We start from the raw sequence: 23,390 nt of genomic DNA, 5'->3' as shown, positions 1-23,390 counted from the left end.
TCACGCCGCTTCGGACAGCGGCGCCGTCTCCGTCCGGCCCGCGTCGCGCCGCGCCCGTACGGGCGGACGGGCCGTGCTGCTCGGCTCCGACACCACGCCGTTGCGCTGGCGCCACACCTGGCGGGTGATCCAGACGTCGAGAACGCTCCAGGTGGCCACGACCGTCGACACCACCGCGGTGATCGTCACCGGAAACGCCAGCCACGCGCCCGCGACCGTACAGAAGAAGGCCACCACGGCCTGGATGAGCGTCACCGACGTGATCATCACGGCCCGCACGGCGGCGTTGCGCACCGGATCGGGCATCCGCCGTCGGCCCCGCTCCTCCTCCACCCACAACTGCCGCGCCGACCGCGCCTCGTGTTCCATTGTCCCGTCACTCCCCACCACTGAACGACTTCAGGGTCGGGTGCCCGTCTTGAGCGCCTTTACACGGACAGAGCCCTCCCCGTTCCTATTGACGCACGTGAGAGGGAAAAGGTTTCGCCCGGTCGAGGGGAAACAAGATCCACGCACCGACGGAACGGACAGTTCCAGCCATCCGTGCAGGCCGGAGAAATGGCACGCCATCAGGTGTCCTACGCCACAGTGGTCGATCCCAACTCCAGCGATACCAGGACATCTCATGATCACGGCTCACTCGACAGGCTGAAAATCGCTCGGACATGCCTTCGGGGTGGCCGTGATGCAGTAGTAGGCTCACGCCGCCGTTTGTTGAAATTCAAGGTTGACGCCGCGTGTTGACGCCGGTGGTCACGAACGTGAAGGGCCTCCGTGGCGCAACGGAGGCCGAGCTGGGGGAGGCCATGCGCTTTCGCGGGAAGACCATCCGCAGGAAGATCGTGGCGTTGCTGCTCGTACCGCTCGTCTCCCTCACCGGCCTGTGGGGTTTCGCCACGGTCCTGACCGGCCGCGAGGCCGACCAGCTCCTCGACGTCGGCTACATCGTCGACAAGGTCGGCTACCCCCTGGAGGACACCGCCCGGGTCATCCAGATCGAACGCCGGCAGTCGCTCATCTACCTCGCCGACCCCCGTGGCTCCAACGCCCTCGCCTCCCTGCGCGAGACCCGCCGCGCCACCGACCGGCAGATCGCCCGCATCCGCGCCAACGCCGCCGACTCCGGCGTGCGCGAGGAGATGCGGCCCGTCACCACCCAACGGCTCAACTCCCTCCTCGACGCGCTCGACGGCCTCGCCTCGCTGCGCCGCTCCGTCGAGGACCGCGGCATCGGCCGCATGCAGGCCCTCGAGTTCTACAACCGGCTCGTCGACCCCTGCTACAGCTTCCTCATCACCCTCCACGCCCTCGAGAACGTGGAGATGGACAAGCAGGGCCGCGCCCTCGTCGGCGTCACGCGCGCGCGGGAGCTGCTCTCCCGCGAGGACGCCCTCGTCCTCTCCGCGCTCGTCGCGGACCGCGTCACCGCCGAGGAGATACGCGCGATATCCGACCTCGTCGCCAACCGCGAGCAGTTCTACGAGGTCAACCTCGAACTCCTGCCCGCCGCCGAGCGCGAGCGCTTCGAGAAGTACTGGCGCAGCCCCGACACCCTGCCGCTGCGCACCGCCGAGAACGCGATCGTCGAAGAGGGCCCCACCGGCAAGCCCCGCGCCATCACCGCCGCGCGCTGGCAGGACCAGGTCGGCCCCGTCCTCGACGACCTCGCCCGCGAGAACACCGCCGCGGGCGACCGCTACCAGGACCGCGTCCGGCCCGCCGCGTACAGCGTCCTCCTCAAGGTCGGCGTCGCCGGCGTCCTCGGCTTCCTCGCCCTGCTCGCCTCGATCTTCATCTCCGTCCGCGTCGGCCGCGAACTCGTCCGCGACCTGCGCCGCCTGCAGAAGGAGGCCCAGGAGGTCTCCGGCGTCCGGCTGCCCAGCGTCATGCGCCGTCTCGCCGCCGGCGAGCAGGTCGACGTCGGGACCGAGGTGCCCCACCTGCGGTACGGGGAGGACGAGGTCGGCCAGGTCGGCCAGGCCCTCAACACCCTCCAGCGCGCCGCCGTCGAGGCCGCCGTCAAGCAGGCGGAACTGCGCCGCGGCGTCTCCGAGGTGTTCGTCAACCTCGCCCGCCGCAACCAGGTCCTGCTCCACCGCCAGCTGACCCTCCTCGACACCATGGAGCGGCGCACGGAGGACACCGACGAGCTGGCCGACCTCTTCCGCCTCGACCACCTCACCACCCGCATGCGCCGGCACGCCGAGGGCCTCGTCATCCTGTCCGGCGCCGCCCCCTCCCGCCAGTGGCGCAAGCCCGTCCAACTCATGGACGTGGTCCGCGCCGCCGTCGCCGAGGTCGAGGACTACGAGCGGATCGAGGTGCGCCGCCTGCCCCGCCTCGGCGTGGGCGGCCCCGCCGTCGCGGACCTCACCCACCTCATCGCCGAACTCCTCGAGAACGCCACGGTGTACTCGCCCCCGCACACCGCCGTCCAGGTCCTCGGCGAGCGGGTCGCCAACGGCTTCACCCTGGAGATCCACGACCGCGGCCTCGGCATGAACCCCGACGCCCTGCTCGACGCCAACCTCCGGCTCGCCGAGACCCCCGAGTTCGAGCTCTCGGACACCGACCGGCTCGGCCTCTTCGTCGTCAGCCGGCTCGCCCAGCGCCAGAACGTCCGGGTCTCGCTCCAGACCTCCCCGTACGGCGGGACCACCGCGGTCGTCTTCATCCCGGCCGCGCTGCTCACCGACGCGCCCGAGACCCAGGGAGCCGGGTTCCGGCTCGACCGCAAGACCCTGGAGCGGCCGGGGCGGACCGACGACGCCCCGGCCGGCGGCGCCCTGCCCACCCGCAGGCCGGCCCTCACGAAGGTCCCCGACGTGACCGAGGCGCCCGGACCGCTGGACGGCCCCGTCGAGCTGGAGGCACCGCTCGGCACCGAGGACCTCGACGTCCTCCTCGACCGGTCCGCGGACCTCCTCGACAGCGACAGCGAGCGCGGCGGCCTCTTCCGGCCCCGGCGCCGCACCGGGCTCGCGCCCGCCGGCGAGCAGCACGAGCAGGCCCCGGACCGGACGACGGGCCGCGGCGAGCAGGACGCGTCCGCCGACGGCACGCCCCTCGGGCCCGTGCGGCTGCCGCGCCGCCGCACCCCGACGCTCGTCGTGGACCACGGCCGCCGCCTCGACGGGCCGGACGGCGCCCACGCCCAGCCGGACCGCGCGCACCCGCAGCCGGGCCGCACCCACGCCCAGGCCGACCGCGCCCAGCCGCAGCCGGACCGCGCGCATCCGCAGGAGCACCGGACGGACCTCCCGCAGGACGACCGGCGCGGAGCCCGGGCCGGCGACGGGCCGGGGCACCCGCACGGAGGCCGGCCGGGGCACCCGCACGGCGACGGGCGGGGCACCCTGCCGGGGCCGGGCGCCGGTCCCGTCCTCGTCCCCGTGCCGCCGGAAGGACCCGTACCGCCGGAGGGGCCCGTGCCGCCGGAGGGCCCGGAGCCGTTCGGCGGCCTGCCCCGCCGCGTCCGCCAGGCCAGCCTCGCGCCCCAGCTGCGCGAGGCCGAGGGCCCGGCCGACCGGGGGAGGGGAACCCGCGCCGGTGCCCGTACGGGCACCGCGGCGCGGTCCGAGGGGCCCGACTCCTTCGAGCGCGACGCCGAGGAGGTGCGCGCCCGCATGGCCGCCATGCAGCGCGGCTGGCAGCGCGGCAGGCGGGACACCACAGAGCCGGACGACCCGACAGCACCAGGAACGACACCCGAGGGGGACGGTCGATGACCGCACCGAACGCCGCAGCACCCAGCACGACCTCCGGACACGGACACGGAAACGGCGAGCTGAACTGGCTCCTCGACGAGCTCGTCCAGCGCGTCGGCTCCATCCGCAAGGCCCTGGTGCTCTCCAGCGACGGACTTCCCACCGGTGCCTCCCAGGAGCTGACCCGGGAGGACGGCGAGCACCTCGCCGCCGTGGCCTCCGGCTTCCACAGCCTCGCCAAGGGCGTCGGCCGCCACTTCGAGGCCGGCAAGGTCCGCCAGACGGTCGTCGAGCTGGAGGACGCCTTCCTCTTCGTCACCGCCGCCGGCGACGGCAGCTGCCTCGCGGTGCTCGCGGACGCCGACTCGGACGTCGGCCAGGTCGCCTACGAGATGACGCTGATGGTGAAGCGGGTCGGGGCCCACCTCACGACGGCTCCCCGGACCGGCCTGCCCTCGGGAGGGTGAGTGGGACGACATGAGTGACGAAGCCGAGCGCAGCCGGCGGGAAGGGGGCCAGACCCCCGGCCCCCACCACTGGTTCGACGACGAGGCCGGGCCGGTGGTCCGTCCGTACGCGATGACCCGCGGCCGGACGAGCGCCGCCACCCGCCACCGGCTCGACCTGATCGCGGTGGTCGTTCCCGAGCCCGCCGCCGACGATCCCGGCCGGGACCAGACGCTCTCCCCGGAACACGTGGAGATCGTCGAACGCTGCTCCGAGCAGCCCCAGTCGATCGCCGAGCTCGCCGCCGGACTCGACCTCCCCGTCGGGGTGGTGCGGGTCCTCGTCGGCGACCTCGTCGAGGACGAACTCGTCCATGTGACCCGCCCCGTTCCGCCGGCCGAGCTGCCGGACGTGAGCATCCTTCGCGAGGTGATCAATGGCCTTCGGGCGCTCTAGCCGCAAGAAGCCCTTCGTCGAACCGGTGACCCTGAAGATCCTCGTCGCGGGCGGGTTCGGGGTCGGCAAGACGACGCTGGTGGGCGCGGTCAGCGAGATCAGGCCCCTGCGGACCGAGGAGGTCCTCACCGAGGCGGGGCGGCCCGTCGACGACCTGCACGGCGTCGAGTCCAAGACGACCACCACGGTCGCCATGGACTTCGGCCGGATCACGCTCCGCGAGGACCTCGTCCTCTATCTCTTCGGCACCCCGGGGCAGGACCGCTTCTGGTTCCTGTGGGACGAGCTGGCCCAGGGAGCCCTGGGCGCGGTCGTCCTCGCGGACACCCGCCGCCTGGAGGACAGCTTCGCCGCCATCGACTACTTCGAGCGGCGCGGCATCCCGTTCACGGTGGCCGTCAACTGCTTCGAGGGCGCCCAGCGGTTCCCGGCGGAGAGCGTGCGCGGCGCGCTCGACCTGGACCCCGAGGTGGAGCTGCTGATGTGCGACGCCCGGGACCGCGAGTCCGTGAAGGACGTCCTCGTGGCGGTCGTCCAGCACGCCCTGGTCCTCGCGGACCGGACTCCTTCGACCGCGACGACCTGAGGGCACGGCCTGACGACACGACGGCGGTGGCACGACGGTGCCGGCGCGGCGGTGGCGGGGCACGGCCTGACGGCATGGCGGTGGCGGGGCACGGCGGTGCTCAGCGCACCGCCACCACCGCCGAACCGTGCCCGAAGAGGCCCTGGTTCGCGGTGATCCCGGCGCTCGCCCCCGGCACCTGCCGGTCGCCCGCCGTGCCGCGCAGCTGCCAGGTCAGCTCGCAGACCTGCGCGATCGCCTGGGCGGGCACCGCCTCCCCGAAGGAGCCGAGACCGCCGCTGGTGTTGACCGGCAGGCGCCCGCCGAGGGCCGTGGCGCCCTCCCGCAGCAGCTTGGCGCCCTCGCCCCGCGGGCAGAGCCCGATGTCCTCGTACCACTCCAGTTCCAGGGCGGTGGACAGGTCGTACACCTCCGCGAGGGACAGGTCCTCGGGCCCGAGCCCCGCCTCCTCGTAGGCCGCGCGGGCGATCGAGGCGCGGAAGGCGTGCGGGGCGGGGGAGACGGCCGCCGCCGAGTCGGTCGCGATGTCGGGCAGGTCGAGCACCGCCCTGGGATACGTGGGGGAGACGGTGGACACCGCCCGGATCCGGACCGGGTCGGGGCGCCCGTGCCGGCGTGCGAACTCCATGCCCGACAGGACGAGCGCGGCGCCGCCGTCCGAGGTGGCGCAGATGTCGAGGAGCCGCAGCGGATCGGCGACGACGGGGGAGGCCGCGACCTCCTCGGCGGACACCCGCCCGCGGTAGCGGGCCAGCGGGTTGAGCGCGCCGGCCGCCGCGTTCTTCACCTTCACGCGGGCGAAGTCCTCGATCGTGTCGCCGTACAGCGCCATCCTGCGGCGCGCGTAGAGCGCGAAGTACGCCGGGTTGGTCGCCCCGAGCACCCGGAACCGCAGCCAGTCCGGGTCGCCGGGCCGCTCGCCGCCGGCCGGGGCGAGGAACCCCTTCGGCGTCGAGTCCGCCCCGACGACCAGGACCACGTCCGCGAGCCCCGCCAGGATCTGGGCCCGGGCGGTGCCGATGGCCTGGGCGCCCGAGGCGCAGGCGGCGTACACGCTGGTGACCCGCGCCCCCTGCCAGCCGAGGGCCTGCGCGAAGGTCGCCCCCGCCACGTACCCCGGGTATCCGCACCGCATGGTGTCGGCGCCGACGACCGAACCGATGTCGGACCACCGCAGACCGGCGTCGGCGAGCGCGGCGCGGGCGGCGGCCGTCCCGTACGAGACGAAGCTCCGTCCCCATTTGCCCCAGGGGTGCATCCCGGCACCGAGCACGGCGATGTCGTTCACGACCGCTCCTCCTGATCCGCCGTGGTGACCGGCCGCCAGTTCCAGGTGGTCCAGGTGTGCCGCTCGTCCTCGTTCAGGACGCCCGGCACCACCTCGACCTCGGTCCCGACGGCGAGGTCGGCCGTCGTCACGCCGGGCGCCGCCTGCCCGAGGACCACCATCGCCTCGGCCGCGAGCTCGACGGCGACGAGGGCGTACGGCTCCCAGGGCGCCTCCGGGTCGGAGACGTACGGGGCGGGCGGGCGGTACCGGCCGTCGGTGTACGACCAGACCCGGCCGCGCGGCGAGAGCGGGACCTCGGTCAGCTCGCCGCCGCCCGGGCAGCCGGGGTTGCGGCACCGGTCGTCCTCGCGCGGGAAGAAGACCGACGCGCAGGCCGTGCAGCGGGTGCCGAGCAGCCGGAACTCCGCCTCCGGCACGGTGTCGTCGGTGAACCACCCGGCCACCACCGGTCTGCGCGTCCGTGCCATCGGGGCCTCCCGTCATCTGACGAAGCGTCAGAAGTATGTCACGGGCGGTCGGAGCCGAGAAGGGCGCGGTGTCCGGCCACCGACCTCCGCGCCACGGGGAAGTCGAAGAACGTGTCCGGGAACGGCTCCGGCTCGAAGGTGAAGTGCCACCACTCCTCGGGCAGGTTCACGAACCCCTGCTCGGCGAGCGCGCCCCCCAACAGCTGCCGGTTGGCCCGCTGCGCGCCCCGGATCCGCGGGTCGTCGGTGTGCGAGCGCGTGTCGAAGCAGTCGTACCCGGTCCCCATGTCCACCGAGTTGTCCGGGAACCGCTCCGCCCGCGGCGCCCAGCACTCCACCAGCTCCTCACCCGGCACGTACGCGCGCGTGGGCGCCGCCGGCAGCCGCACGATCGTGAGGTCCACCGTCGACCCCCGGCTGTGGCCGGACTTCTCCGCGATGTAACCGTCCGCGAACAGCCTCGACTTGTCGACGAGCGGATAGAACTCCTTCTTCATCCGCTCGTCCTCCAGGTCCTTCGCCCAGCGCACGAAGTGGTCCACGGCCCGCTGCGGCCGGTAGCAGTCGTACACCTTCAGCGTGTACCCCCGGGCGAGCAGCCGGAGCTGCGCGCGGTGCAGCGCCTCGGCCGCCGGACGGGTCAGGATGCACAGCGGCTGCCGGTAGCCGTCCACCGGCCCGCCGACGAAGTTGTGCTCGGTCGTGTAGCGCATCTCCTGGAGGATCGTCCGGTCCACGGAGCGCAGGGACACGAACTCCCGTGGCGCCTCGGGCTCCGGTGGCGCCTCGGGCTCCGGTGGCGCCTCGGGCTCCGGCGTGGCCGAAGCCGGGGCCGGGGGAGCGGGCGCGGCGGTTCCGACGGTGGTCCCGGTGACGGCGAGCACCCCGGCCGCGGCCGTGACGGCGAGGGTGCGAAGAACGGTTGCGAGTCCTGTCATGCGCACCGTCTACCAGTTCCGGCAGCGCCGGGAAAGGGCGGTCGCGTACGGTCGGGTCGTGAAGGACACCCACTGCTCCGCCTGCGGCGCCGCCCACCTCCCCGACGCCGGCTGGCCCCGCACCTGCCCGGCCTGCGGCCACACCGCCTACCGCAACCCGCTGCCCGTCGCCGTCGCCCTCCTCCCCGTCACCGACGGGCCGGGAACCGGCCTCGTGGTCGTCACCCGCACCATCGAACCCGCGCGCGGCCGGGTCGCGCTGCCCGGCGGCTTCATCGACCACGGCGAGGACTGGCGCGCCGCCGTCGCCCGCGAACTGCGCGAGGAGACCGGCATCCCCGCCTCGGCCGAGGAGGTCCGCCTCGCCGACGCGCTGAGCTCCCCGGCCGGCCACCTCCTCCTCTTCGGCCTCCTCCCGCCCCGCCCGGCCGCACAGCTCCCGCCGTCGGTCCCGACGGACGAGACGAGCGGCCACCACGTGCTCACGGCGCCCGAGGAGTTGGCCTTTCCGCTGCACACGGAAGCGGTGCGGAAGTGGTTCGGCGGGGCTTACGGGTGACCGGCGGCGGGTGCTGGACCCGTTTGACCGGATCCGCCGGACTGGATTCCGCCTACCGGATCCACCCCCTCACAACCCCCGCACCACCACCGGCAGCCCCGGCTCCTCCACCCCGTCGTCCGTGACGCGCTCCACCACCACCCGGCCGTCCACGAGCCGCGACTGGTACCGCTCGATCGAGGCCGGCTCCCAGCCGTCCCCGGTGTCCCGCACGACGAGCCCGCCACCGGCCCGCCCCGCGGCGGGCGCCCACACCTCCAGGACGAGCCCGTCCCCCTCGCCCCGCACGGGCAGCACGGCGCCCGCCCGGGCCAGGACCGGCACCCGGGAGAGCGGTGCGTCGAGCAGCACCTGCCCCGGACCCTCGTACGCCCGCCCCGTCGCCGTGTCGTACCACCGCCCGCGCGGCAGCCTCACCGCCCGCCGGCCCGCGCCCCGCGTCAGCACCGGTGCCACGAGCAGCGCGTCGCCGAGCAGGAACGCGTCCTCGCAGTCGCGCAGCGCCCGGTCCTCGGGCGTCCCCCACCACACCGGCCGGACGTACGGCGCGCCCGTCATCCGGGCCAGCCGGGCCAGCGTCATGAAGTACGGCCGCAGCCGCTCCCGTTCGGCCAGCGCCACGCGCGCGTGCTCCAGGACCTCGGGGCCGAACTCCCACGGTTCCCGCCGCCCCGCGTCGATCGCCGCGTGCGTGCGGAAGAAGGGAAGCCACGCGCCCAACTGGTACCAGCGCAGGAACAGTTCCGGTGAGGGACTGCCGTCGAAACCGCCCACGTCCGGCCCCGAGTACGGAACCCCGCACAGCCCCAGCCCCAGGACGAGGGCGAGCGAGGCCCGCAGCCCCGGCCACCCCGTCGACACGTCGCCCGACCACGTGCCCCCGTACCGCTGCATGCCCGCCCAGCCGGAGCGCGAGAAGAGGAAGGGCCGCTCGTCGGGGCGCAGCCGGCGCAGCCCCTCGTACCCGGCCCGGGCCATCGAGAGCCCGTACACGTTGTGCGCCTCCCGGTGGTCGCCGCCCCGGCCCTCCAACGCGTGCCGCGTCGAGCGGGGCAGCGTCGGGTCGCCGAAGGGGACGAAGGACACCGGCTCGTTCATGTCGTGCCACACCCCCGCGAAGCCCTGCCGGAGGCGCTCCTCGTACAGGCCGCCCCACCACTCCCGTACCGCGGGATCCGTGAAGTCCGGATAGGCGCACTCGCCGGGCCACACCACCCCGCGCGCCTCCTGGCCGCGCGCGTCCTTGAGGAAGGCGTCCGCCGCCGCGCCGCCGTCGTACACCGGGTCGCCGGGTTCGGCCTTCACCGCCGGGTCCACGATCGACACCAGGCGCACGCCCTGCTCCCGCAGCTCCTGCGCGAGCCCCGGCAGGTCCGGGAACCGCTCCCGGTCGACCGTGAAGACCCGGTGTCCGTCGTAGTGATCGATGTCCAGGTGCAGGGCGGACAGCGGCAGCCCCCGCTCCCGGTACCCGGCCACCACCCGCCGCACCTCCCGCGCGCTGCCGAAGCCCCAGCGCGCGTGCTGCGGCCCGAGCGCCCAGGACGGCGGAAGCGCGGGAGCGCCGGTCAGCGCCGCCCAGCCGTGCAGGACGCGCGCGGGGGTGCCGACGACCACCCAGCAGCGCAGCGGCCCGCCCGTCATCCGCACCTCACTGGTCCCCGGCCGGTCGTGCCCGGAACCGGCCCCCTCCTCGCCCTCGGCCAGGGTGACCCGGCCGTCCCAGGAGTTGTCGTGGAACGCCAGGTGCGTACCGGCGTCCGAGACCACGAACTGGACGGGCATGGTCAGGTAGAGCGGGTCGTCCCCCTGGTCGAAACCCCGCTGGGGATCGGTGTTCCACAGCCGGTACGAGCCGTCCCGCAGGCGCGGCCCCGCCGCCCGTCCGCCGAGCCCGAAGAACCGGGCGTCGGCCGGCACCTCGCTGCGCTGCACCCACCGCGCGTCCCCCGACGCCCCCGGCCCGGCACCCCCGCCCGCACCCGACGCGGGGCCCTCGCCCGTCACGGGCTCCCACCAGCGCGGCGGCAGGTCCCGGCGGAGCAGCACCCCGCCCGGGGTCCGGAGCTCCACCGCCCCGTGCCGGGAGACCGTCACCGTCACCCGCTCCGACACGATCCGCCACCCGCCGTCGGTGTCCGGTTCGAGGGAGGCCCGCGGATCCGCGTCGGGCGCCTCGCCCGCCAGGGCGTACGAGGGAAGCGGGCCCGCCCCGTCCCACCCCCAGAACACCGTGCCGCCCGAGGACACGCGGATCCGGAGCGAGGACCGGGCGAACCGGACGGTTCCTCCGCCCGGAGCCGGCTCCGCCTGCACCGCGAGCCCCGGCACCCTGGCCCGCTCCGCCCCCCTGGGCGGCAGCCCCCACACGTCCGTACGGCGCTGCCGCCACGCCGACCACACCGCACGCAAGCCCTGCACCGAACCGAACACCTTCATCGAACGCACCAGTTCACGACCGTCCATGCAGCTCACCCTGCCACTCGCCGGAGCACGAACCGGTTCCGTTCAGCTGCCGTTCACCCGTGGTGGGAGCACATGTTCAACTGCCCGACCATGGGCGGGCAGACCTGGTGCGATCGACGATCACATGGCATCGTCCTGTCAGCCGCGTCACGCGCACACCCCAGCACGTGCGCGAGACACACGCAGACCCGCGTACAGCCAGGGAGCCGCCCCAAATGACATCAGCAGCGCCGACCGAGCCGCTCTGGCAGCCGGACGAGGAACGCATCGCCACGGCCGCCGTCACCCGCTTCCAGGCCTGGGCCGCTGAGCACCACGGCGCCCCGGCGGAGGGCGGGTACCCGGCGCTCCACCGCTGGTCGGTCGAGGACCTCGAGGCCTTCTGGCAGGCCGTCGTCGAATGGTTCGACCTCCGCTTCTCCACCCCGCACGAGCGGGTCCTCGGCGACCGCTCCATGCCCGGCGCCGACTGGTTCCCCGGAGCCACCCTCAACTACGCCGAGCACGCCCTGCGTGCCGCCGACGAACGACCCCATGACACGGCCCTGCTCCATGTGGACGAGACACATGAGCCCACGCCGACCACCTGGGGCGAACTCCGCCGCCAGGTCGGCTCCCTCGCCGCCGAGCTCCGCGCCCTCGGGGTGAACCCCGGCGACCGCGTCAGCGGCTACCTGCCCAACGTCCCGCAGTCCGTCGTCGCCCTCCTCGCCACCGCCGCCGTCGGCGCCGTGTGGACCTCCTGCGCCCCCGACTTCGGCGCCCGCAGCGTCCTCGACCGCTTCCAGCAGGTCGAGCCGGTCGTCCTCTTCACCGTCGACGGCTACCGTTACGGCGGCAAGGAGCACGACCGCCGCGACACCGTCGCCGAGCTGCGCGCCGAGCTGCCCACCCTCCGCGCCGTCGTCCACATCCCGCTCCTCGGCACCCCGGCCCCCGAAGGCACCCTCGCCTGGTCCGACCTGGTCGCCGGGGACGTCGAGCCGGTCTACGAGCAGGTGCCGTTCGCGCACCCGCTGTGGGTCCTGTACTCCTCGGGCACGACCGGCCTGCCGAAGGCGATCGTGCAGTCCCAGGGCGGCATCCTGGTCGAGCACGTCAAGCAGCTGGGCCTGCACTGCGACCTCGGCCCCGAGGACGTGTTCTTCTGGTACACCTCCACCGGCTGGATGATGTGGAACTTCCTCGTCTCCGGCCTCCTCACCGGTACGACCGTCGTCCTGTACGACGGAAGTCCCGGCTACCCCGACACCGCCGCCCAGTGGCGGGTCGCCGAACGCACCCGCGCCACCCTCTACGGCACCTCCGCCGCGTACGTGATGGCCTGCGCCAAGGCGGAGGTCCACCCCGGCCGGGACTTCGACCTCTCCGCCGTGAAGTGCGTCGCCACCACCGGTTCCCCGCTGCCCCCCGACGGCTTCCGCTGGCTCCACGAGGAGGTCCGCGAGAACCTGTGGATCGCCTCCGTCAGCGGCGGCACGGACGTCTGCTCCTGCTTCGCGGGCGCCGTCCCCACGCTGCCCGTCCACATCGGCGAACTCCAGGCCGCGGGGCTCGGCACCGACCTGCAGTCCTGGGACCCCTCCGGCAAGCCCCTGATCGGCGAGGTCGGCGAGCTCGTCGTCACCAACCCCATGCCGTCCATGCCGATCCACTTCTGGAACGACCCCGACGGCAGCCGCTACCGCGACAGCTACTTCGAGATGTTCCCGGGCGTCTGGCGCCACGGCGACTGGATCACGATCACGGACCGGGGCTCGGTCGTCATCCACGGCCGCTCGGACTCCACCCTGAACCGCCAGGGCGTCCGGATGGGAAGCGCCGACATCTACGAGGCCGTCGAGCGACTCCCCGAGATCCGCGAGTCCCTGGTCATCGGCCTGGAGGAACCGGACGGCGGATACTGGATGCCGCTCTTCGTGCACCTCGTGGACGGCGCCACCCTGGACGAGGAGCTGATCGACCGCATCAAGCGGACGATCCGCAGCGAACTCTCCCCGCGCCACGTGCCCGACGAGATCATCGAGGTCCCGGGCGTCCCGCACACCCTCACGGGCAAGCGCATCGAGGTCCCGGTCAAGCGCCTCCTCCAGGGCACCCCCCTGGCGAAGGCCGTCAACGCCGGTTCGGTCGACGACCTCGACCTCCTGCACTTCTACGAGACCCTCGCGGCCGACCGCCGAGGCTGAACACACGGCAGGGGCCCGCCGATCCGACCGGACCGGCGGGCCCCTGCCCTTTTCCGGTCAGCCCTTCGGCAGCTCGCCGCGCGCGGGGGCGGCCGCCTTGGCGAGCACGGCCGAGACCCCGAGGACCGTCCCGGCCCGCCCGGCCGACGTGTCCTCGGTGAGGACCGTGCGCTCACCGAGGAACGCCGACGTCGTCCGGTCGAAGACCCACTGGGTCTGCTCACCGCGGGAGGCCCGGGCCACGGCGACGCCCTCGCGACCGGCCGCGTCCTTCGCGGACGGCAGCACGGTCACCCCGGGGATCCGCGCCGCCGCCCCGTACAGCGCGGCGGTGACCTCCGGCGGGGCCCAGGTCTCGGTGAGCAGGGTCCCGATCGCGGTGAACGCCCGCTGATCGGCGTCGCCCCCGTCCGCGCGCGTCTGGTCCCGGATCAGGCGCAGCAGCGCCGCCGGGTCCGTGGGGAGGGTCGCCACGTACGCGTGCGTCGGGTTCGTGACGGACGGGGGCGCCGCCTCCAAGGTGGTCTTCCGGGGGGTCGCGCCGGGACCGTCCAGCTCGTACACCGGTCCCGCGGCGCCGAGTTCCGTGTCGGCGGCGCCGGGCTCGCGCAGCAGACCGGGCCGGCTGCCGTCGACGGAGAGCCACACCTCCCGCTGGTGCGCGGGCGGCAGCGCGGCGGGACCGCCGGCCGCGTCGCGCCCCGCGTGGGCGACGAGGCTCTTGACGTAGACGTACCCACCGGGCCGGGCGTCCGGCGCGGGAGCGGCGGCCGCGGCGAGCGCGGCACCGGACAGGAACCGCACGGCCTCGGGCGAGGCGGGCCGCCCGGCCGAGACGCGGCCCGGGGAACCGGTCGACCCGTCCCGGGGGGCGAGCACGGCGACGCCGGCGACGACCGCGCAGGCGGCCATCGGCGCGGCGATCCAGCCGAGCCTGAACCCCTGGCGCGGCCGGCGCGCACGCACCGGACGGGCGGTCACGCCGGCCCCGTCGGCCAGGGCGGTCCGCAGGACGACCTGCCTGAGGTGCTGGTTCCGCTCCGCCGTCGGATCGGGCACCGGAGGCGGGGGCAGCAGCTCGGTGAGCTCGGCACGCAGGAGCTCGTCCGCGTCGGCGCGCGGCGGGCGGGGGGCGAAGGCGTTCATGCCTGGTTCTCCGAGGTGGGTCGGGGCGCGAGGGCCGGGCGGACGGTCGAGCGGACGGAGGGGGAGCCGGGTGCGGCGAGGGGCTGGGACACGGCGCCGGACGAGGACGCCGGCACCGCGCGGTGCCCGGGCGCGACGCCCGGCGAGGGCACGGCCCCCGGCACGGACGCGGGCACCGCCAAGGCGCCGGGCACGGAGCCCGCCGACGACGCCGGCACCGCGGGAGGCCCGGGCACCGCAGAAGGTCCGGGCACTCCGGGCACTCCGGAGGCTCCGGGCACCGCGACGGATCCGCGTGTGCCCTCGGCGGCGAAGCGCGCCCCGTCCGCCCCGCCCGGGGCGTCACCGGCGGCGGGCCGCCCGGCCGAGCGGACCGCGGCAGCGGCGGACCGGTCCCGGCGCCGCGCCGCGCGCAGTTCGGCATCGGCGAGCCTCCGCAGCCGTTCACGGGCCCGGGACAGCCGGGAGCGGACGGTGCCGACCGGGATGCCAAGCGCCTCCCCGGCCGCGGCGTAGTCCAGCCCCGCCCACACCACGAGCGTGAAGACCTCGCGCTCGCGCCGTTTGAGCCCGCCGAGCGCGGCACGGGCGGCGCGGATCTGCTCACCGTCCGTCATCCGGGCGAGGACGTCGTCGGTGAAGTCCGGCAGGACGCCGCGCTCGGGGATCCTGGCGAGCGCGGCGTCCCGCCTGCGCGCCTCGCGGGCCGCGCCGCGCATGATGTTGGTCGCGATGCCGAGCAGCCACGGCCGCAGGCTGCCGCCGTCGGCGTGCACCTTCCCCCGACAGCGCCAGGCCTCCAGGAACGCGGAGGACACGACGTCCTCCGCGGCCGCCCGGTCCCCGCACACCCGATAGGCGTAGTGGTACAGCACACGCGCGTGCTCGTCGTACGCCTCGCCGAGCGCCGCGGGGTCCCCGGCGCGGAAACGATCTCTCATAGGTGATTCCACATCTCGTACTGGGCGCTGGTTCGACGGGGTTCCCGTGACCTGGACCACAGGACCGCCCCCACCGCCTGCCTGCCGATGTGGCCCAGGTCACGGGAACGCCCCGCCCGCCGCGAGCAGTGCTGGGCATGAACGATTCCTCGGCACACAGCCGCACGTCCGACGGCACCTCCGGACCCCGCACCCCCGGCCGCCGCACCGTCCTGCGCTCCCTGGCCCTCGCCGGAGTCCTCGCGGGCACGACCCTCCCCGCCCTGCCCCCGACCGCCGCGGTGGCGTCCGGCGCCCCCGAGACGTACACGCTGACGATCCGGCACCTCGACCGCGCGGGCCACGCCACCGGCGGCTACCGCACCCACGTGACCGGCGTCTCGGGCCCGGGCGCGCAGGAGGAGGCCTCTCCCCACGACGAGTCCGGAACGGTCACCGTGCGCCTGCCCAAGGGGCGCTACCTGCTCGACTCCACGCTGTACGGCCCCGATCCGGCCACCGGGACGGACTGGGTCGTCCAGCCCCGTCTGGACCTGAACGGCGACACGACCGTCACCGTCGACGCCCGGACGACCGCCCCGGTGGACGTCCGTCCGCCGGAGTCGGGGGCGCGCCGCCTGCACGGCATCGGGTTCGTCGAGGTCACCCACGAGGGGACCACCCGTTCGGCGAACATCATGACGGCCCGCGAGGGCCTGCGCGTGGCCCACCTCGGCCCTGCGTCCGAACCGGGCTCGGTCAAGGAGTGGTTCGACACCTACTGGTCCGGCGCCCGCGCCGATTACGCGCTCGGCTACACCTTCACCTCCGACCGCGCCCTGACCGGCCTCGTCCGGCACCCGGCGGCCGACGGGCTGGCCACCATGAAGATCCGGGGAGCCGCCCCCGGGGGCGCCGGCGGCACCGGGTCCGTCTCCGTCCAGCCCGGCGCGGGCCCCACCGTCGGCCTCGCCCAGTCCCTTCGTCTCCCCGCCACCGCGACCGTCCTCGTCACCCCGGAGCGCGGTCTCTGGGACGTCACCTTCACGGGCCCGGCCGCCCCCGGGACACCGCCCAACCGTTACGAGGCGAACGGAATCGCGGTCCACGCGGGCGTGACCACCACCCACACCTTCGACAACGCCGTCTTCGGCCCCGCCCCCGACACCGGGCCCGGCGCCCGACCGGCCGCCGTCCGGAACGGCGACAGGATCGCGCTCGACCTCCCGCTGCTCGCGGACGGGGACGGCCACGCCCCGAGCGCACCGCGCTTCCTCACCGCGACCACCACGCTCCACCGCGACGGCGTCCTGATCGGCACCCGCCGGGGCGAGCCCGGCCGCGCCGAGTTCACCACCACCCCCGGGGCGGCCTCGTACCGGCTGACCGCCTCGGCGACGCGAGGGGACGGCACGGCGGCCGGCGGACGCGTCACCGCCTCCTGGACCTTCACCTCGGCCGCCACCGCCCGCCCGACGGCCCTCCCCCTCAGCACCGTCCGCTTCGCCCCCGACCTCGCCCTGGACGGCACCGCCCCGGCGGGAACCCGGCTCCGCGTCCCGGTCGCCCTTCAGGGCGCGGCCACCGAAACCGGCGTCCGCTCCCTGACGGTGTCGACGTCCGTCGACGACGGCGCCACCTGGACCCGGGTCCCGGTCCACGACGGCCGGGCGGAATTCCGCACCCCCGGCCCGGGCAGGTCCGTCTCGCTCCGCGCCGAACTCACCGACGCCCGGGGCAACACCCTCACCCAGACCCAGCACGACGCCTTCCGCATCCGCTGAACCGACACCGACCGGACGCTCCGGGGAGGGCCGACGCCTTCCCCGGAGCGTCCGCGCGTCACGGACACGGCGCCGGCCGACGCACCGTCACCCGCCGTACGTCGCCTGCGCGTCCCCCAGGACCTCGGCGAAGTCCGCCGCGAGGCGCGGAGCGTCCGCGGCCGAGAGCCTGGCCGTCGTGATCCGCACGGCCGGCGGGGCCGCGATGCGGAACCGCGTCCCGGCGGCGACCCACCAGCCCTGCGTCCGCAGTCCGTTCACCACCGCCGACTCGTCCCGCACGGGCACCCACACGTTCAGGCCGCTCGCCCCGAACGCACGGATCCGGTGCGCGCCGAGCGCGCCGATCAGCGCCGCGCGCCGCTCCGCGTACGCCTCCTCGCCCGCCGCCACCAGATCCCGTACGGCCTCGTCGGCGAGGAGGCCGGCCACCGTCTCCTGCAGGACGTGACTGACCCAGCCCGAGGTCATCACCATCCGCCGGTCGTGCCGCGCCAGCGTCACCGCGTCGCACGCGACCCCGGACCAGCGCAGGTCGATGCCGAGGTGCTTCGACACGGTCCGCACCTGCGCCCACCTGTCGAGCCCCGCCGCCGCGAGCGTGTACGCCGCGGCCCCGCCGACCTCCGCGTTGTGATCGTCCTCGACGACGAGCACCTCGGGGAACTCCCGGAGCACCGCCACCAGTTCGTCCCTCCGCGCGCGCGTGAAGAACGCCCCCGTCGGACACTGCCCCCGTGGACTGCACACCACCGCGCGCACCCCGCCGCGCAGCGCGGCCCGCAGCGACTCCGGTACGAGCCCCTCGCCGTCCACGGCCACCGGGACCGCCCGCAGCCCCAACGCGGGCACCAGGTCGAGCACGTGGTGGAACCCGGGATCCTCCACCGCCACCGCGTCCCCGGGTCGCAGCTCCGTCGAAAGGAGCCGCGCGATGCAGTCCAGGGCGCCGTGCGCGAACGTCACGTGCTCCGCCGGCACCCCGTCCCGCTCGAACCACGTCCGGGTCAGGACCTCCAGACGCGCGAGCCGGGGCGCGGCGCGATGGGAGCCGTACACCGGGGCGACGGCGGCCGGGGGCCGCAGTACGGGGAGGAAGGCCGGGTCCGGAAACCCTGCGGACAGGTCCACCAGACCGGGCGGTACGCGCGGGGGCCGCCGCGAGACCGCCGAGGGCACCTCGGCCACCACCGTCCCGCCCCGGCCCCGGGTGACGATCAGCCCCCGCTGCCGCAGCTCCTTGTAGGCCGTGGCGACGGTCCCCGGACTCACCCCCAGCTCGTCGGCGAGCCGCCGCACCGGGGGGAGGGCGTCGCCCGGAGCGAGCCCGCCCTCGGACACGCCCCGCTCCACGGACGCGGCAATCCCCTTGGCCGTCGCCCCTTCGATCGCATATTGTGCTGCCACGTAATCAAGTATGTATCAATACAAAGAAATCGGCAAGGGGGACCCATGAGCCGCAGCACCGTCCGACCCGCCCGACCGCCCCTCAAGGAACGCATCCCCGGCGGTACCGACGGCCGCCGCATGCTCCTCATCGGCTTCATCGACAAGTGCGGCACCGGACTCTGGTCCACGGCCACGGCCCTCTACTTCACCTACGTCACCGGCCTCGGCCTCGGCCAGGTCGGCCTGCTCATCGCCCTCTCCGGCGCGGCGGGCATCGCGGGCGCCCCCCTCGGCGGCCGCCTCGCGGACCGCTTCCCCCTCGTCCGCGTCATCATCTGCACCCAACTCCTCCGTGCCGCCGCCCTCCTCGCCCTCCTCACCACCGACGACTACGCGCTGCTCGTCCTCTTCTCCGCGGCCGGCGCCCTCCCCGACCGCGCCACCAACGTCCTCACCAAGCTCTACGCGGCCCGCGTCGCCGGCCCCGACCGCATCCGCTACCAGGCCGTCAACCGCACCACCTCCAACATCGGCTGGACCCTCGGCGGCCTCGGCGCAGCCGCCGCACTCGCCGTCGGCTCCACCACCGCCTTCCAGCTCCTGCTCGTCGGCGACGCTCTGTCCTACCTCCTGATGGCCGCCCTCACCCTCCGCTGCGCCGAACCCCCCACCCCCACCGCCTCCCGCGTCGCCGCCGCCTCCACCGACCCGGCCCCCGCCACCAAGCCCTCCAACCCCTGGCGCGACCGCGGCTTCCTCGCCTTCACCACCGGTGACGCCGTCTTCTTCCTCCACGACTCGATCCTCCAAGTCGCCCTGCCGCTCTGGATCGTCCACGCCACCGACGCCCCCGTCGGCCTCGCCCCGCTCCTGATGGTGGCCAACAGCGCCCTGGTCGTGCTCTTCCAGGTCCCCCTCTCCCGCTTCGGCACCACCACCGACGCCGCCCGCCGCCTGCTCGGCCCCCTCGCCGGCCTCTTCGCCGTCGCCACCCTCGCCCTCGCCGTCTCCGCCCTGGGTGGCCGCACCCTCGCGATCGCCGCCCTCGTCACGGCCGCCGTCGCCCTCACCTTCGCCGAGATGATCCACACCATCGCCTCCTGGGAGATCTCCGTCGCCCTCGCCCCCGACGACGCCCAGGGCGCCTACCTCGGAGTCCACGGCCTCGCCCAGTCCACCCAGCGCTTCGCCGGCCCCCTCCTCATGACCGGCCTCGTCTCCGCGGGCCCCCTGGCCTGGCCCCTCCTCGGCGCCGTCCTGGTCGCCACCACCGCCGCCCAGAACCACTTCGTCCGCCGGCGCCTCACCGGTCCGTCACTGTCAGTGGCGAAGGTTACGGTGAGTGAACACTGATCGGAGCGTCACCAGGGGGAGACATGACCCGCACCGCCACCACCACCGCACGACTCCGCCGCGCCCTGCGCCGCGAAGTCCCCAGCACCGTCGGACTCCTCGCCGACGAACAGGACTTCGCCGCCATGCGCCGGTACCGGACCTTCGCCTTCGACGACCACGCCACCTACCTCCGGCAGGTCGAGGCCCTCCTCAAAACCCTCTCGACCCGAGGCGGCCACACCACCGTCACCCTCTTCGACCCCGAGGAGTACGCGGCCTGGTGCGCCGAGACCGGCACCGACCCCGACCACCCCGCGAGCCGCAGCCGGTTCACCGCCCACCTCGCCGCCACCGGCGCCCACGTCACCTACACCGGCCAGCCCCTCACCACCCTCCTCCCCGAGCTCGTCGACACCGCCGTCCGCCAGGCCACCTGGGAGTACGCCACCACCGTCCTCGCCACCGCCGGAGACTGCGCCACCTGCGGCAAGGACATCGGCAAAGCCGCCTACGAGCGGGCGGGCCGACTGCTCCTACGACTCCTCGAAGCCGCGGGACCGGGCATCCACCACCTCGTCTGCAGCGTCCAGGCCGCCGACGACCAACTCCTCGCCGTCCTCCACGCCCACGGCCCCGCACCCTCCGGGGACGCCACAGGACCGGAGTTCACCGCCGTGCTCGCCACCGGCATCGCCCTCGCGTCACCCGGCGGAATCGTCCTGCGCACCACCACGCCCGACGCCCCCGACCGGCTCCACGGCTGGCGCCTCACCGACGGCACCCTCACCCCGCTCACCGAGGCCGAGGTCTTCGCCGCCTACTGCACCGACGCCCGCACCGGCGAGCCCCTCTCCCCGGAACCGGGCGTCGAGTACCGCGCCGGCCTTCCCCTCGCCCCCGACCCCGACGACGACTGGCCCGCCCACCACTGACCCCACCCACGACGAAGGGGCTCCCCGCCACCACCAGGTGACGGAAAGCCCCTTCGTCGAGCACCTCGGGAGATCACTCCCCGGACAGCACCGCCTGCGCGGCGAGCCGCGCCTCGTGCGCCGTGTCCGCGGCCCGCGCCGCGGCCGCGGCCCGCTCGCACTGCGCCAGCGTGTACTTGGCGAGCGTCGCCCGCACGTACGGGATCGACGCCGCACCCATGGACAGGGAGGTGACCCCCAGACCCGTCAGCACACACGCGAGCAGCGGATCCGAAGCGGCCTCACCACAGACACCACAGCTCTTGCCCTCGGCCTTGGCCGCCTCGGCGGACAGCGCCACCAGGTCGAGCAGCGCCGGCTGCCACGGGTCCTGGAGCCGGGACACCGCACCGACCTGACGGTCGGCCGCGAAGGTGTACTGCGCGAGGTCGTTGGTCCCCAGCGACAGGAACTCGACCTCCTGGAGGATCGAGCGCGCCCGCAGCGCGGCCGAGGGAATCTCGACCATCGCACCGAACTTCGCCCGCAGCCCCGCCTCACGGCACGCGTCGGCGAACGCCTTCGCGTCCGTACGGTCGGCCACCATCGGAGCCATGACCTCGAGGTACACCGGCAGCCCCTCGGCCGCCTTCGCCAGCGCGGTCAACTGCGTCCGCAGCACCTCCGGATGGTCGAGCAGCGACCGCAGCCCCCGCACACCGAGCGCCGGGTTCGGCTCGTCCGCCGGCGTCAGGAAGTCCAGCGGCTTGTCGGCGCCCGCGTCGAGCACCCGCACGACCACACGACCCTCGGGGAACGCCTCGAGGACCTGGCGGTACGCCTCGACCTGCTTCTCCTCGGACGGCGCCTTCTCGCTGTCGTCCAGGAAGAGGAACTCCGTACGGAACAGACCGACGCCCTCGGCGCCGGCCTCCACCGCCGCGGGCACGTCCGCCGGACCGCCGACGTTGGCCAGCAGCGGCACCTTGTGACCGTCGGAGGTCGCGCCCGGGCCGCTGGACGTGGCCAGCGCGGCCTTGCGCTCGGCGGCCGCCTTCGTCAGCTCCGCCTTCTTCTCCTCGCTCGGCTCCACGAAGATCTCACCGGTGGAACCGTCGACCGCGATGAGCGTGCCCTCGGCCAGCTCACCCGCGCCCGGCAGCGCCACGATGGCCGGCACGCCCAGCGCCCGCGCGAGGATCGCGCTGTGGCTGGTCGGCCCGCCCTCCTCCGTCACGAACCCGAGCACGAGCGTCGGGTCGAGCAGCGCCGTGTCGGCGGGCGCCAGGTCCCGGGCGATCAGCACGTACGGCTCGTCGCTGTCCGGCACGCCCGGCATCGGCACGCCGAGCAGCCGCGCGACGATCCGGTTCCGCACGTCGTCCAGGTCCGCGACCCGGCCCGCCATGTACTCGCCGGCACCCGCGAGCAGCTCGCGGTAGTGCGAGAAGGCGTCGTAGATGCCGCGCTCGGCCGTGCTGCCGACCGCGATCCGGCGGTCGACGTCGGCGATGAGCTCCGGGTCCTGGGCGATCATCGCCTGGGCCTCCAGCACCGCCTGGGCCTCGCCACCGGCCAGGTTGCCCCGGGCGATCAGGTCCGCGGCCACGGCCTCCACGGCCTGACGGGCGCGCCCCTGTTCGCGCTCCGCCTCGTCCGGGGGGACCTGCTTGGCGGGCGGCTCCAGTACGGCCGTACCCATGTGCCGGACCTCGCCGATCGCCACTCCGTGGCTGACGCCGACGCCTCGCAGCGTTGTCTCCATCTCACCCGTCTCCGATTGAGCGGCGGACCCGGCCGCCGCGTTGAATGTCGAACTCACGGTCGTCACGAGGACGGACCGGCTCAGTGCCAGCCGAAGAGCACGTCTTCGGCCTTCACGTCGCCGTCCTCGACGACCTCGGAGAGCGAGTCCGCGGTGGCCTCCAGAGCCACGACGGGACAGATCGGGGACTTGCCGGCGGCCTCGACCCCGGCGGGGTTCCACCGGACGACGGCCTGCCCGCGCGTCACCCGGTCGCCCTTGCCGACGAGCAGCTCGAAGCCCTGCCCGTTGAGCTGGACGGTGTCGATGCCGAGGTGCGTCAGCACGCCGTGTCCTTCGTCGTCGACGACGACGAAGGCGTGCGGGTGCAGGGAGACGATGACCCCGTCGACGGGGGAGACGGCCTCGGAGGGCTCACGTACGGGATCGATGGCGGTACCGGGACCGACCATCGCACCGGAGAAGACCGGGTCGGGAACTGCGGCGAGACCGATGGCGCGTCCAGCAAGCGGCGACGTCACGGTTGTCATGGGAAGCCTCCCAAGGGCGGAGATCGTGTGGCGCCGTCACTGCCTGTCCTGGACGGCGCATACTGTTCTGAAGCGTATGTCATGGGAAGTCCCGGTTCCGCACGAGACGTACCAATTGTGCGGAGCTAGGGACTACCGGAACGATTTGCCTCTACTGACGGTGGGATGTACTGTCGTACTCCTGCCTGACCCCAACGCGGCCTTGAGTCGCGGGTCGGCAGCACCTATCAAGCCAGATCCTAACCCCAGTGGTCTACACCTCTGCGTGCTCGCAGGGGACGTGGTCAGGGGGACCGAGAAAGCCTGGTAATGTTCAACCCCGCCGGGAACGGAAAGCGCGAATAGCGAATTTCGACTCCGGCAGCCCGCTCCAGCGGGTGGCAGAAACGGAAATCGGGTCTGCTAAGCTGGAAACGAAGGAAGCGCCCGGAGGGCCCGGAGATCGGGACCGAAGGAAGCGTCCGCACCTTGAGAACTCAACAGCGTGCCAAAAATCAACGCCAG

At 74.2% G+C, this 23,390-nt stretch carries 19 protein-coding genes; 9 read left to right on the top strand and 10 right to left on the bottom strand.

All coding sequences use genetic code 11. The annotated features are described in order from the left end of the window. Positions 1 to 369, bottom strand: a complete 369-nt coding sequence (locus ACZ66Z_RS28845) for a hypothetical protein (protein WP_469938288.1) — start codon at positions 367 to 369, stop codon at positions 1 to 3. Between the two features lie 437 nt (positions 370 to 806). Between ACZ66Z_RS28845 and ACZ66Z_RS28840 the strand changes: the two genes are divergently transcribed. Genes ACZ66Z_RS28840 through ACZ66Z_RS28825 form a run of 4 tightly spaced genes read left to right on the top strand, consistent with a single transcriptional unit; the run spans position 807 to position 5,196 of the window. Continuing rightward, positions 807 to 3,728, top strand: coding sequence for a sensor histidine kinase (locus ACZ66Z_RS28840; protein WP_469938380.1), 2,922 nt, complete (start codon positions 807 to 809; stop codon positions 3,726 to 3,728). Further along, positions 3,725 to 4,174, top strand: coding sequence for a roadblock/LC7 domain-containing protein (locus ACZ66Z_RS28835; protein WP_189804304.1), 450 nt, complete (start codon positions 3,725 to 3,727; stop codon positions 4,172 to 4,174). The genes ACZ66Z_RS28840 and ACZ66Z_RS28835 overlap by 4 nt, the downstream gene beginning before the upstream one ends. Positions 4,175 to 4,184: 10 nt before the next feature. Next, entirely contained in the window at positions 4,185 to 4,610 is a 426-nt protein-coding gene (locus ACZ66Z_RS28830; RefSeq protein ID WP_469938287.1) for a DUF742 domain-containing protein, read from the top strand. Next, on the top strand, positions 4,591 to 5,196 hold the full coding sequence (locus tag ACZ66Z_RS28825) for a GTP-binding protein (RefSeq protein ID WP_469938286.1): 606 nt from the start codon (positions 4,591 to 4,593) through the stop codon (positions 5,194 to 5,196). Before ACZ66Z_RS28830 ends, ACZ66Z_RS28825 begins: the two co-directional genes overlap by 20 nt. A gap of 100 nt (positions 5,197 to 5,296) precedes the next feature. On the opposite strand, the gene ACZ66Z_RS28820 is transcribed toward ACZ66Z_RS28825, so the two are convergent. From ACZ66Z_RS28820 to ACZ66Z_RS28810, 3 genes are read right to left on the bottom strand one after another with little or no spacing between them, the layout of a single operon-like run. Next, positions 5,297 to 6,454, bottom strand: coding sequence for a lipid-transfer protein (locus ACZ66Z_RS28820; RefSeq protein WP_469938379.1), 1,158 nt, complete (start codon positions 6,452 to 6,454; stop codon positions 5,297 to 5,299). Positions 6,455 to 6,480: 26 nt separating this feature from the next. After that, positions 6,481 to 6,954, bottom strand: a complete 474-nt coding sequence (locus ACZ66Z_RS28815) for a Zn-ribbon domain-containing OB-fold protein (RefSeq protein WP_469938285.1) — start codon at positions 6,952 to 6,954, stop codon at positions 6,481 to 6,483. A 38-nt stretch (positions 6,955 to 6,992) separates the two neighbouring features. Then, positions 6,993 to 7,892: a M15 family metallopeptidase gene (locus ACZ66Z_RS28810; protein WP_469938284.1), complete on the bottom strand. Its 900-nt coding sequence runs from the start codon at positions 7,890 to 7,892 to the stop codon at positions 6,993 to 6,995. On the opposite strand from ACZ66Z_RS28810, the gene ACZ66Z_RS28805 reads away from it, so the two are divergent. Further along, positions 7,891 to 8,451: an NUDIX domain-containing protein gene (locus ACZ66Z_RS28805; protein ID WP_469938283.1), complete on the top strand. Its 561-nt coding sequence runs from the start codon at positions 7,891 to 7,893 to the stop codon at positions 8,449 to 8,451. The two genes, ACZ66Z_RS28810 and ACZ66Z_RS28805, sit on opposite strands and share 2 nt — an antisense overlap. A gap of 69 nt (positions 8,452 to 8,520) precedes the next feature. On the opposite strand, the gene ACZ66Z_RS28800 is transcribed toward ACZ66Z_RS28805, so the two are convergent. Continuing rightward, positions 8,521 to 10,917 (bottom strand): glycoside hydrolase family 31 protein, encoded by a 2,397-nt coding sequence (locus ACZ66Z_RS28800; protein ID WP_469938282.1) that lies wholly within the window; start codon positions 10,915 to 10,917, stop codon positions 8,521 to 8,523. Positions 10,918 to 11,132: 215 nt separating this feature from the next. Here ACZ66Z_RS28800 and ACZ66Z_RS28795 point away from each other — a divergent pair, with 215 nt between their 5' ends. Further along, on the top strand, positions 11,133 to 13,106 hold the full coding sequence (locus ACZ66Z_RS28795; protein ID WP_469938281.1) for an acetoacetate--CoA ligase: 1,974 nt from the start codon (positions 11,133 to 11,135) through the stop codon (positions 13,104 to 13,106). A gap of 57 nt (positions 13,107 to 13,163) precedes the next feature. Here ACZ66Z_RS28795 and ACZ66Z_RS28790 read toward each other — a convergent pair whose 3' ends face one another. Continuing rightward, the gene (locus ACZ66Z_RS28790) at positions 13,164 to 14,252 is read right to left on the bottom strand and encodes a CU044_5270 family protein (protein WP_469938280.1); all 1,089 of its coding nucleotides are present in this window, start codon (positions 14,250 to 14,252) and stop codon (positions 13,164 to 13,166) included. Then, positions 14,249 to 15,193: an RNA polymerase sigma factor gene (locus tag ACZ66Z_RS28785; protein ID WP_469938279.1), complete on the bottom strand. Its 945-nt coding sequence runs from the start codon at positions 15,191 to 15,193 to the stop codon at positions 14,249 to 14,251. The genes ACZ66Z_RS28790 and ACZ66Z_RS28785 overlap by 4 nt, the downstream gene beginning before the upstream one ends. A 137-nt stretch (positions 15,194 to 15,330) precedes the next feature. Between ACZ66Z_RS28785 and ACZ66Z_RS28780 the strand changes: the two genes are divergently transcribed. After that, positions 15,331 to 16,956, top strand: a complete 1,626-nt coding sequence (locus tag ACZ66Z_RS28780) for a serine protease (protein ID WP_469938278.1) — start codon at positions 15,331 to 15,333, stop codon at positions 16,954 to 16,956. 87 nt (positions 16,957 to 17,043) lie between these two features. Here ACZ66Z_RS28780 and ACZ66Z_RS28775 read toward each other — a convergent pair whose 3' ends face one another. Continuing rightward, a complete protein-coding gene (locus ACZ66Z_RS28775) occupies positions 17,044 to 18,363 on the bottom strand; it encodes an aminotransferase class I/II-fold pyridoxal phosphate-dependent enzyme (RefSeq protein WP_469938277.1) in 1,320 nt (439 codons plus the stop codon). Between the two features lie 45 nt (positions 18,364 to 18,408). Here ACZ66Z_RS28775 and ACZ66Z_RS28770 point away from each other — a divergent pair, with 45 nt between their 5' ends. Together ACZ66Z_RS28770 and ACZ66Z_RS28765 are read left to right on the top strand one after the other, a co-directional pair. After that, positions 18,409 to 19,698 carry an MFS transporter gene (locus ACZ66Z_RS28770; protein ID WP_469938276.1) on the top strand — a complete coding sequence of 430 codons (1,290 nt, stop codon included), beginning with the start codon at positions 18,409 to 18,411 and terminating at the stop codon, positions 19,696 to 19,698. Positions 19,699 to 19,721: 23 nt separating this feature from the next. Further along, positions 19,722 to 20,612, top strand: coding sequence for a hypothetical protein (locus tag ACZ66Z_RS28765; RefSeq protein WP_469938275.1), 891 nt, complete (start codon positions 19,722 to 19,724; stop codon positions 20,610 to 20,612). A 73-nt stretch (positions 20,613 to 20,685) separates the two neighbouring features. Here the strand turns inward: ACZ66Z_RS28765 and ptsP are convergent, their stop codons facing one another. Both ptsP and ACZ66Z_RS28755 read right to left on the bottom strand, forming a co-directional pair. Next, positions 20,686 to 22,356, bottom strand: coding sequence for a phosphoenolpyruvate--protein phosphotransferase (ptsP, locus tag ACZ66Z_RS28760; protein ID WP_469938274.1), 1,671 nt, complete (start codon positions 22,354 to 22,356; stop codon positions 20,686 to 20,688). A gap of 80 nt (positions 22,357 to 22,436) precedes the next feature. Next, positions 22,437 to 22,886 carry a PTS sugar transporter subunit IIA gene (locus tag ACZ66Z_RS28755; protein ID WP_469938273.1) on the bottom strand — a complete coding sequence of 150 codons (450 nt, stop codon included), beginning with the start codon at positions 22,884 to 22,886 and terminating at the stop codon, positions 22,437 to 22,439. Positions 22,887 to 23,390: the final 504 nt, after the last annotated feature.

The organism is Streptomyces sp. NPDC107498, assembly GCF_055582805.1.
Note: the sequence above shows the minus strand (reverse complement) of the source record. Positions and strands in the feature narration are given on the sequence as shown.

Coding starts and splice junctions, on each gene's coding strand:
- ACZ66Z_RS28770 (WP_469938276.1), top strand. CDS start 18,409: ATGAGCCGCAGCACCGTCCGACCCGCCCGACCGCCCCTCAAGGAACGC.
- ACZ66Z_RS28790 (WP_469938280.1), bottom strand. CDS start 14,252: ATGAACGCCTTCGCCCCCCGCCCGCCGCGCGCCGACGCGGACGAGCTC.
- ACZ66Z_RS28845 (WP_469938288.1), bottom strand. CDS start 369: ATGGAACACGAGGCGCGGTCGGCGCGGCAGTTGTGGGTGGAGGAGGAG.
- ACZ66Z_RS28840 (WP_469938380.1), top strand. CDS start 807: ATGCGCTTTCGCGGGAAGACCATCCGCAGGAAGATCGTGGCGTTGCTG.
- ACZ66Z_RS28795 (WP_469938281.1), top strand. CDS start 11,133: ATGACATCAGCAGCGCCGACCGAGCCGCTCTGGCAGCCGGACGAGGAA.
- ACZ66Z_RS28785 (WP_469938279.1), bottom strand. CDS start 15,193: ATGAGAGATCGTTTCCGCGCCGGGGACCCCGCGGCGCTCGGCGAGGCG.
- ACZ66Z_RS28805 (WP_469938283.1), top strand. CDS start 7,891: ATGCGCACCGTCTACCAGTTCCGGCAGCGCCGGGAAAGGGCGGTCGCG.
- ACZ66Z_RS28835 (WP_189804304.1), top strand. CDS start 3,725: ATGACCGCACCGAACGCCGCAGCACCCAGCACGACCTCCGGACACGGA.
- ACZ66Z_RS28825 (WP_469938286.1), top strand. CDS start 4,591: ATGGCCTTCGGGCGCTCTAGCCGCAAGAAGCCCTTCGTCGAACCGGTG.
- ACZ66Z_RS28815 (WP_469938285.1), bottom strand. CDS start 6,954: ATGGCACGGACGCGCAGACCGGTGGTGGCCGGGTGGTTCACCGACGAC.
- ACZ66Z_RS28820 (WP_469938379.1), bottom strand. CDS start 6,454: ATGCACCCCTGGGGCAAATGGGGACGGAGCTTCGTCTCGTACGGGACG.
- ACZ66Z_RS28765 (WP_469938275.1), top strand. CDS start 19,722: ATGACCCGCACCGCCACCACCACCGCACGACTCCGCCGCGCCCTGCGC.
- ACZ66Z_RS28755 (WP_469938273.1), bottom strand. CDS start 22,886: ATGACAACCGTGACGTCGCCGCTTGCTGGACGCGCCATCGGTCTCGCC.
- ACZ66Z_RS28810 (WP_469938284.1), bottom strand. CDS start 7,892: ATGACAGGACTCGCAACCGTTCTTCGCACCCTCGCCGTCACGGCCGCG.
- ptsP (WP_469938274.1), bottom strand. CDS start 22,356: ATGGAGACAACGCTGCGAGGCGTCGGCGTCAGCCACGGAGTGGCGATC.
- ACZ66Z_RS28780 (WP_469938278.1), top strand. CDS start 15,331: ATGAACGATTCCTCGGCACACAGCCGCACGTCCGACGGCACCTCCGGA.
- ACZ66Z_RS28830 (WP_469938287.1), top strand. CDS start 4,185: ATGAGTGACGAAGCCGAGCGCAGCCGGCGGGAAGGGGGCCAGACCCCC.
- ACZ66Z_RS28800 (WP_469938282.1), bottom strand. CDS start 10,917: ATGGACGGTCGTGAACTGGTGCGTTCGATGAAGGTGTTCGGTTCGGTG.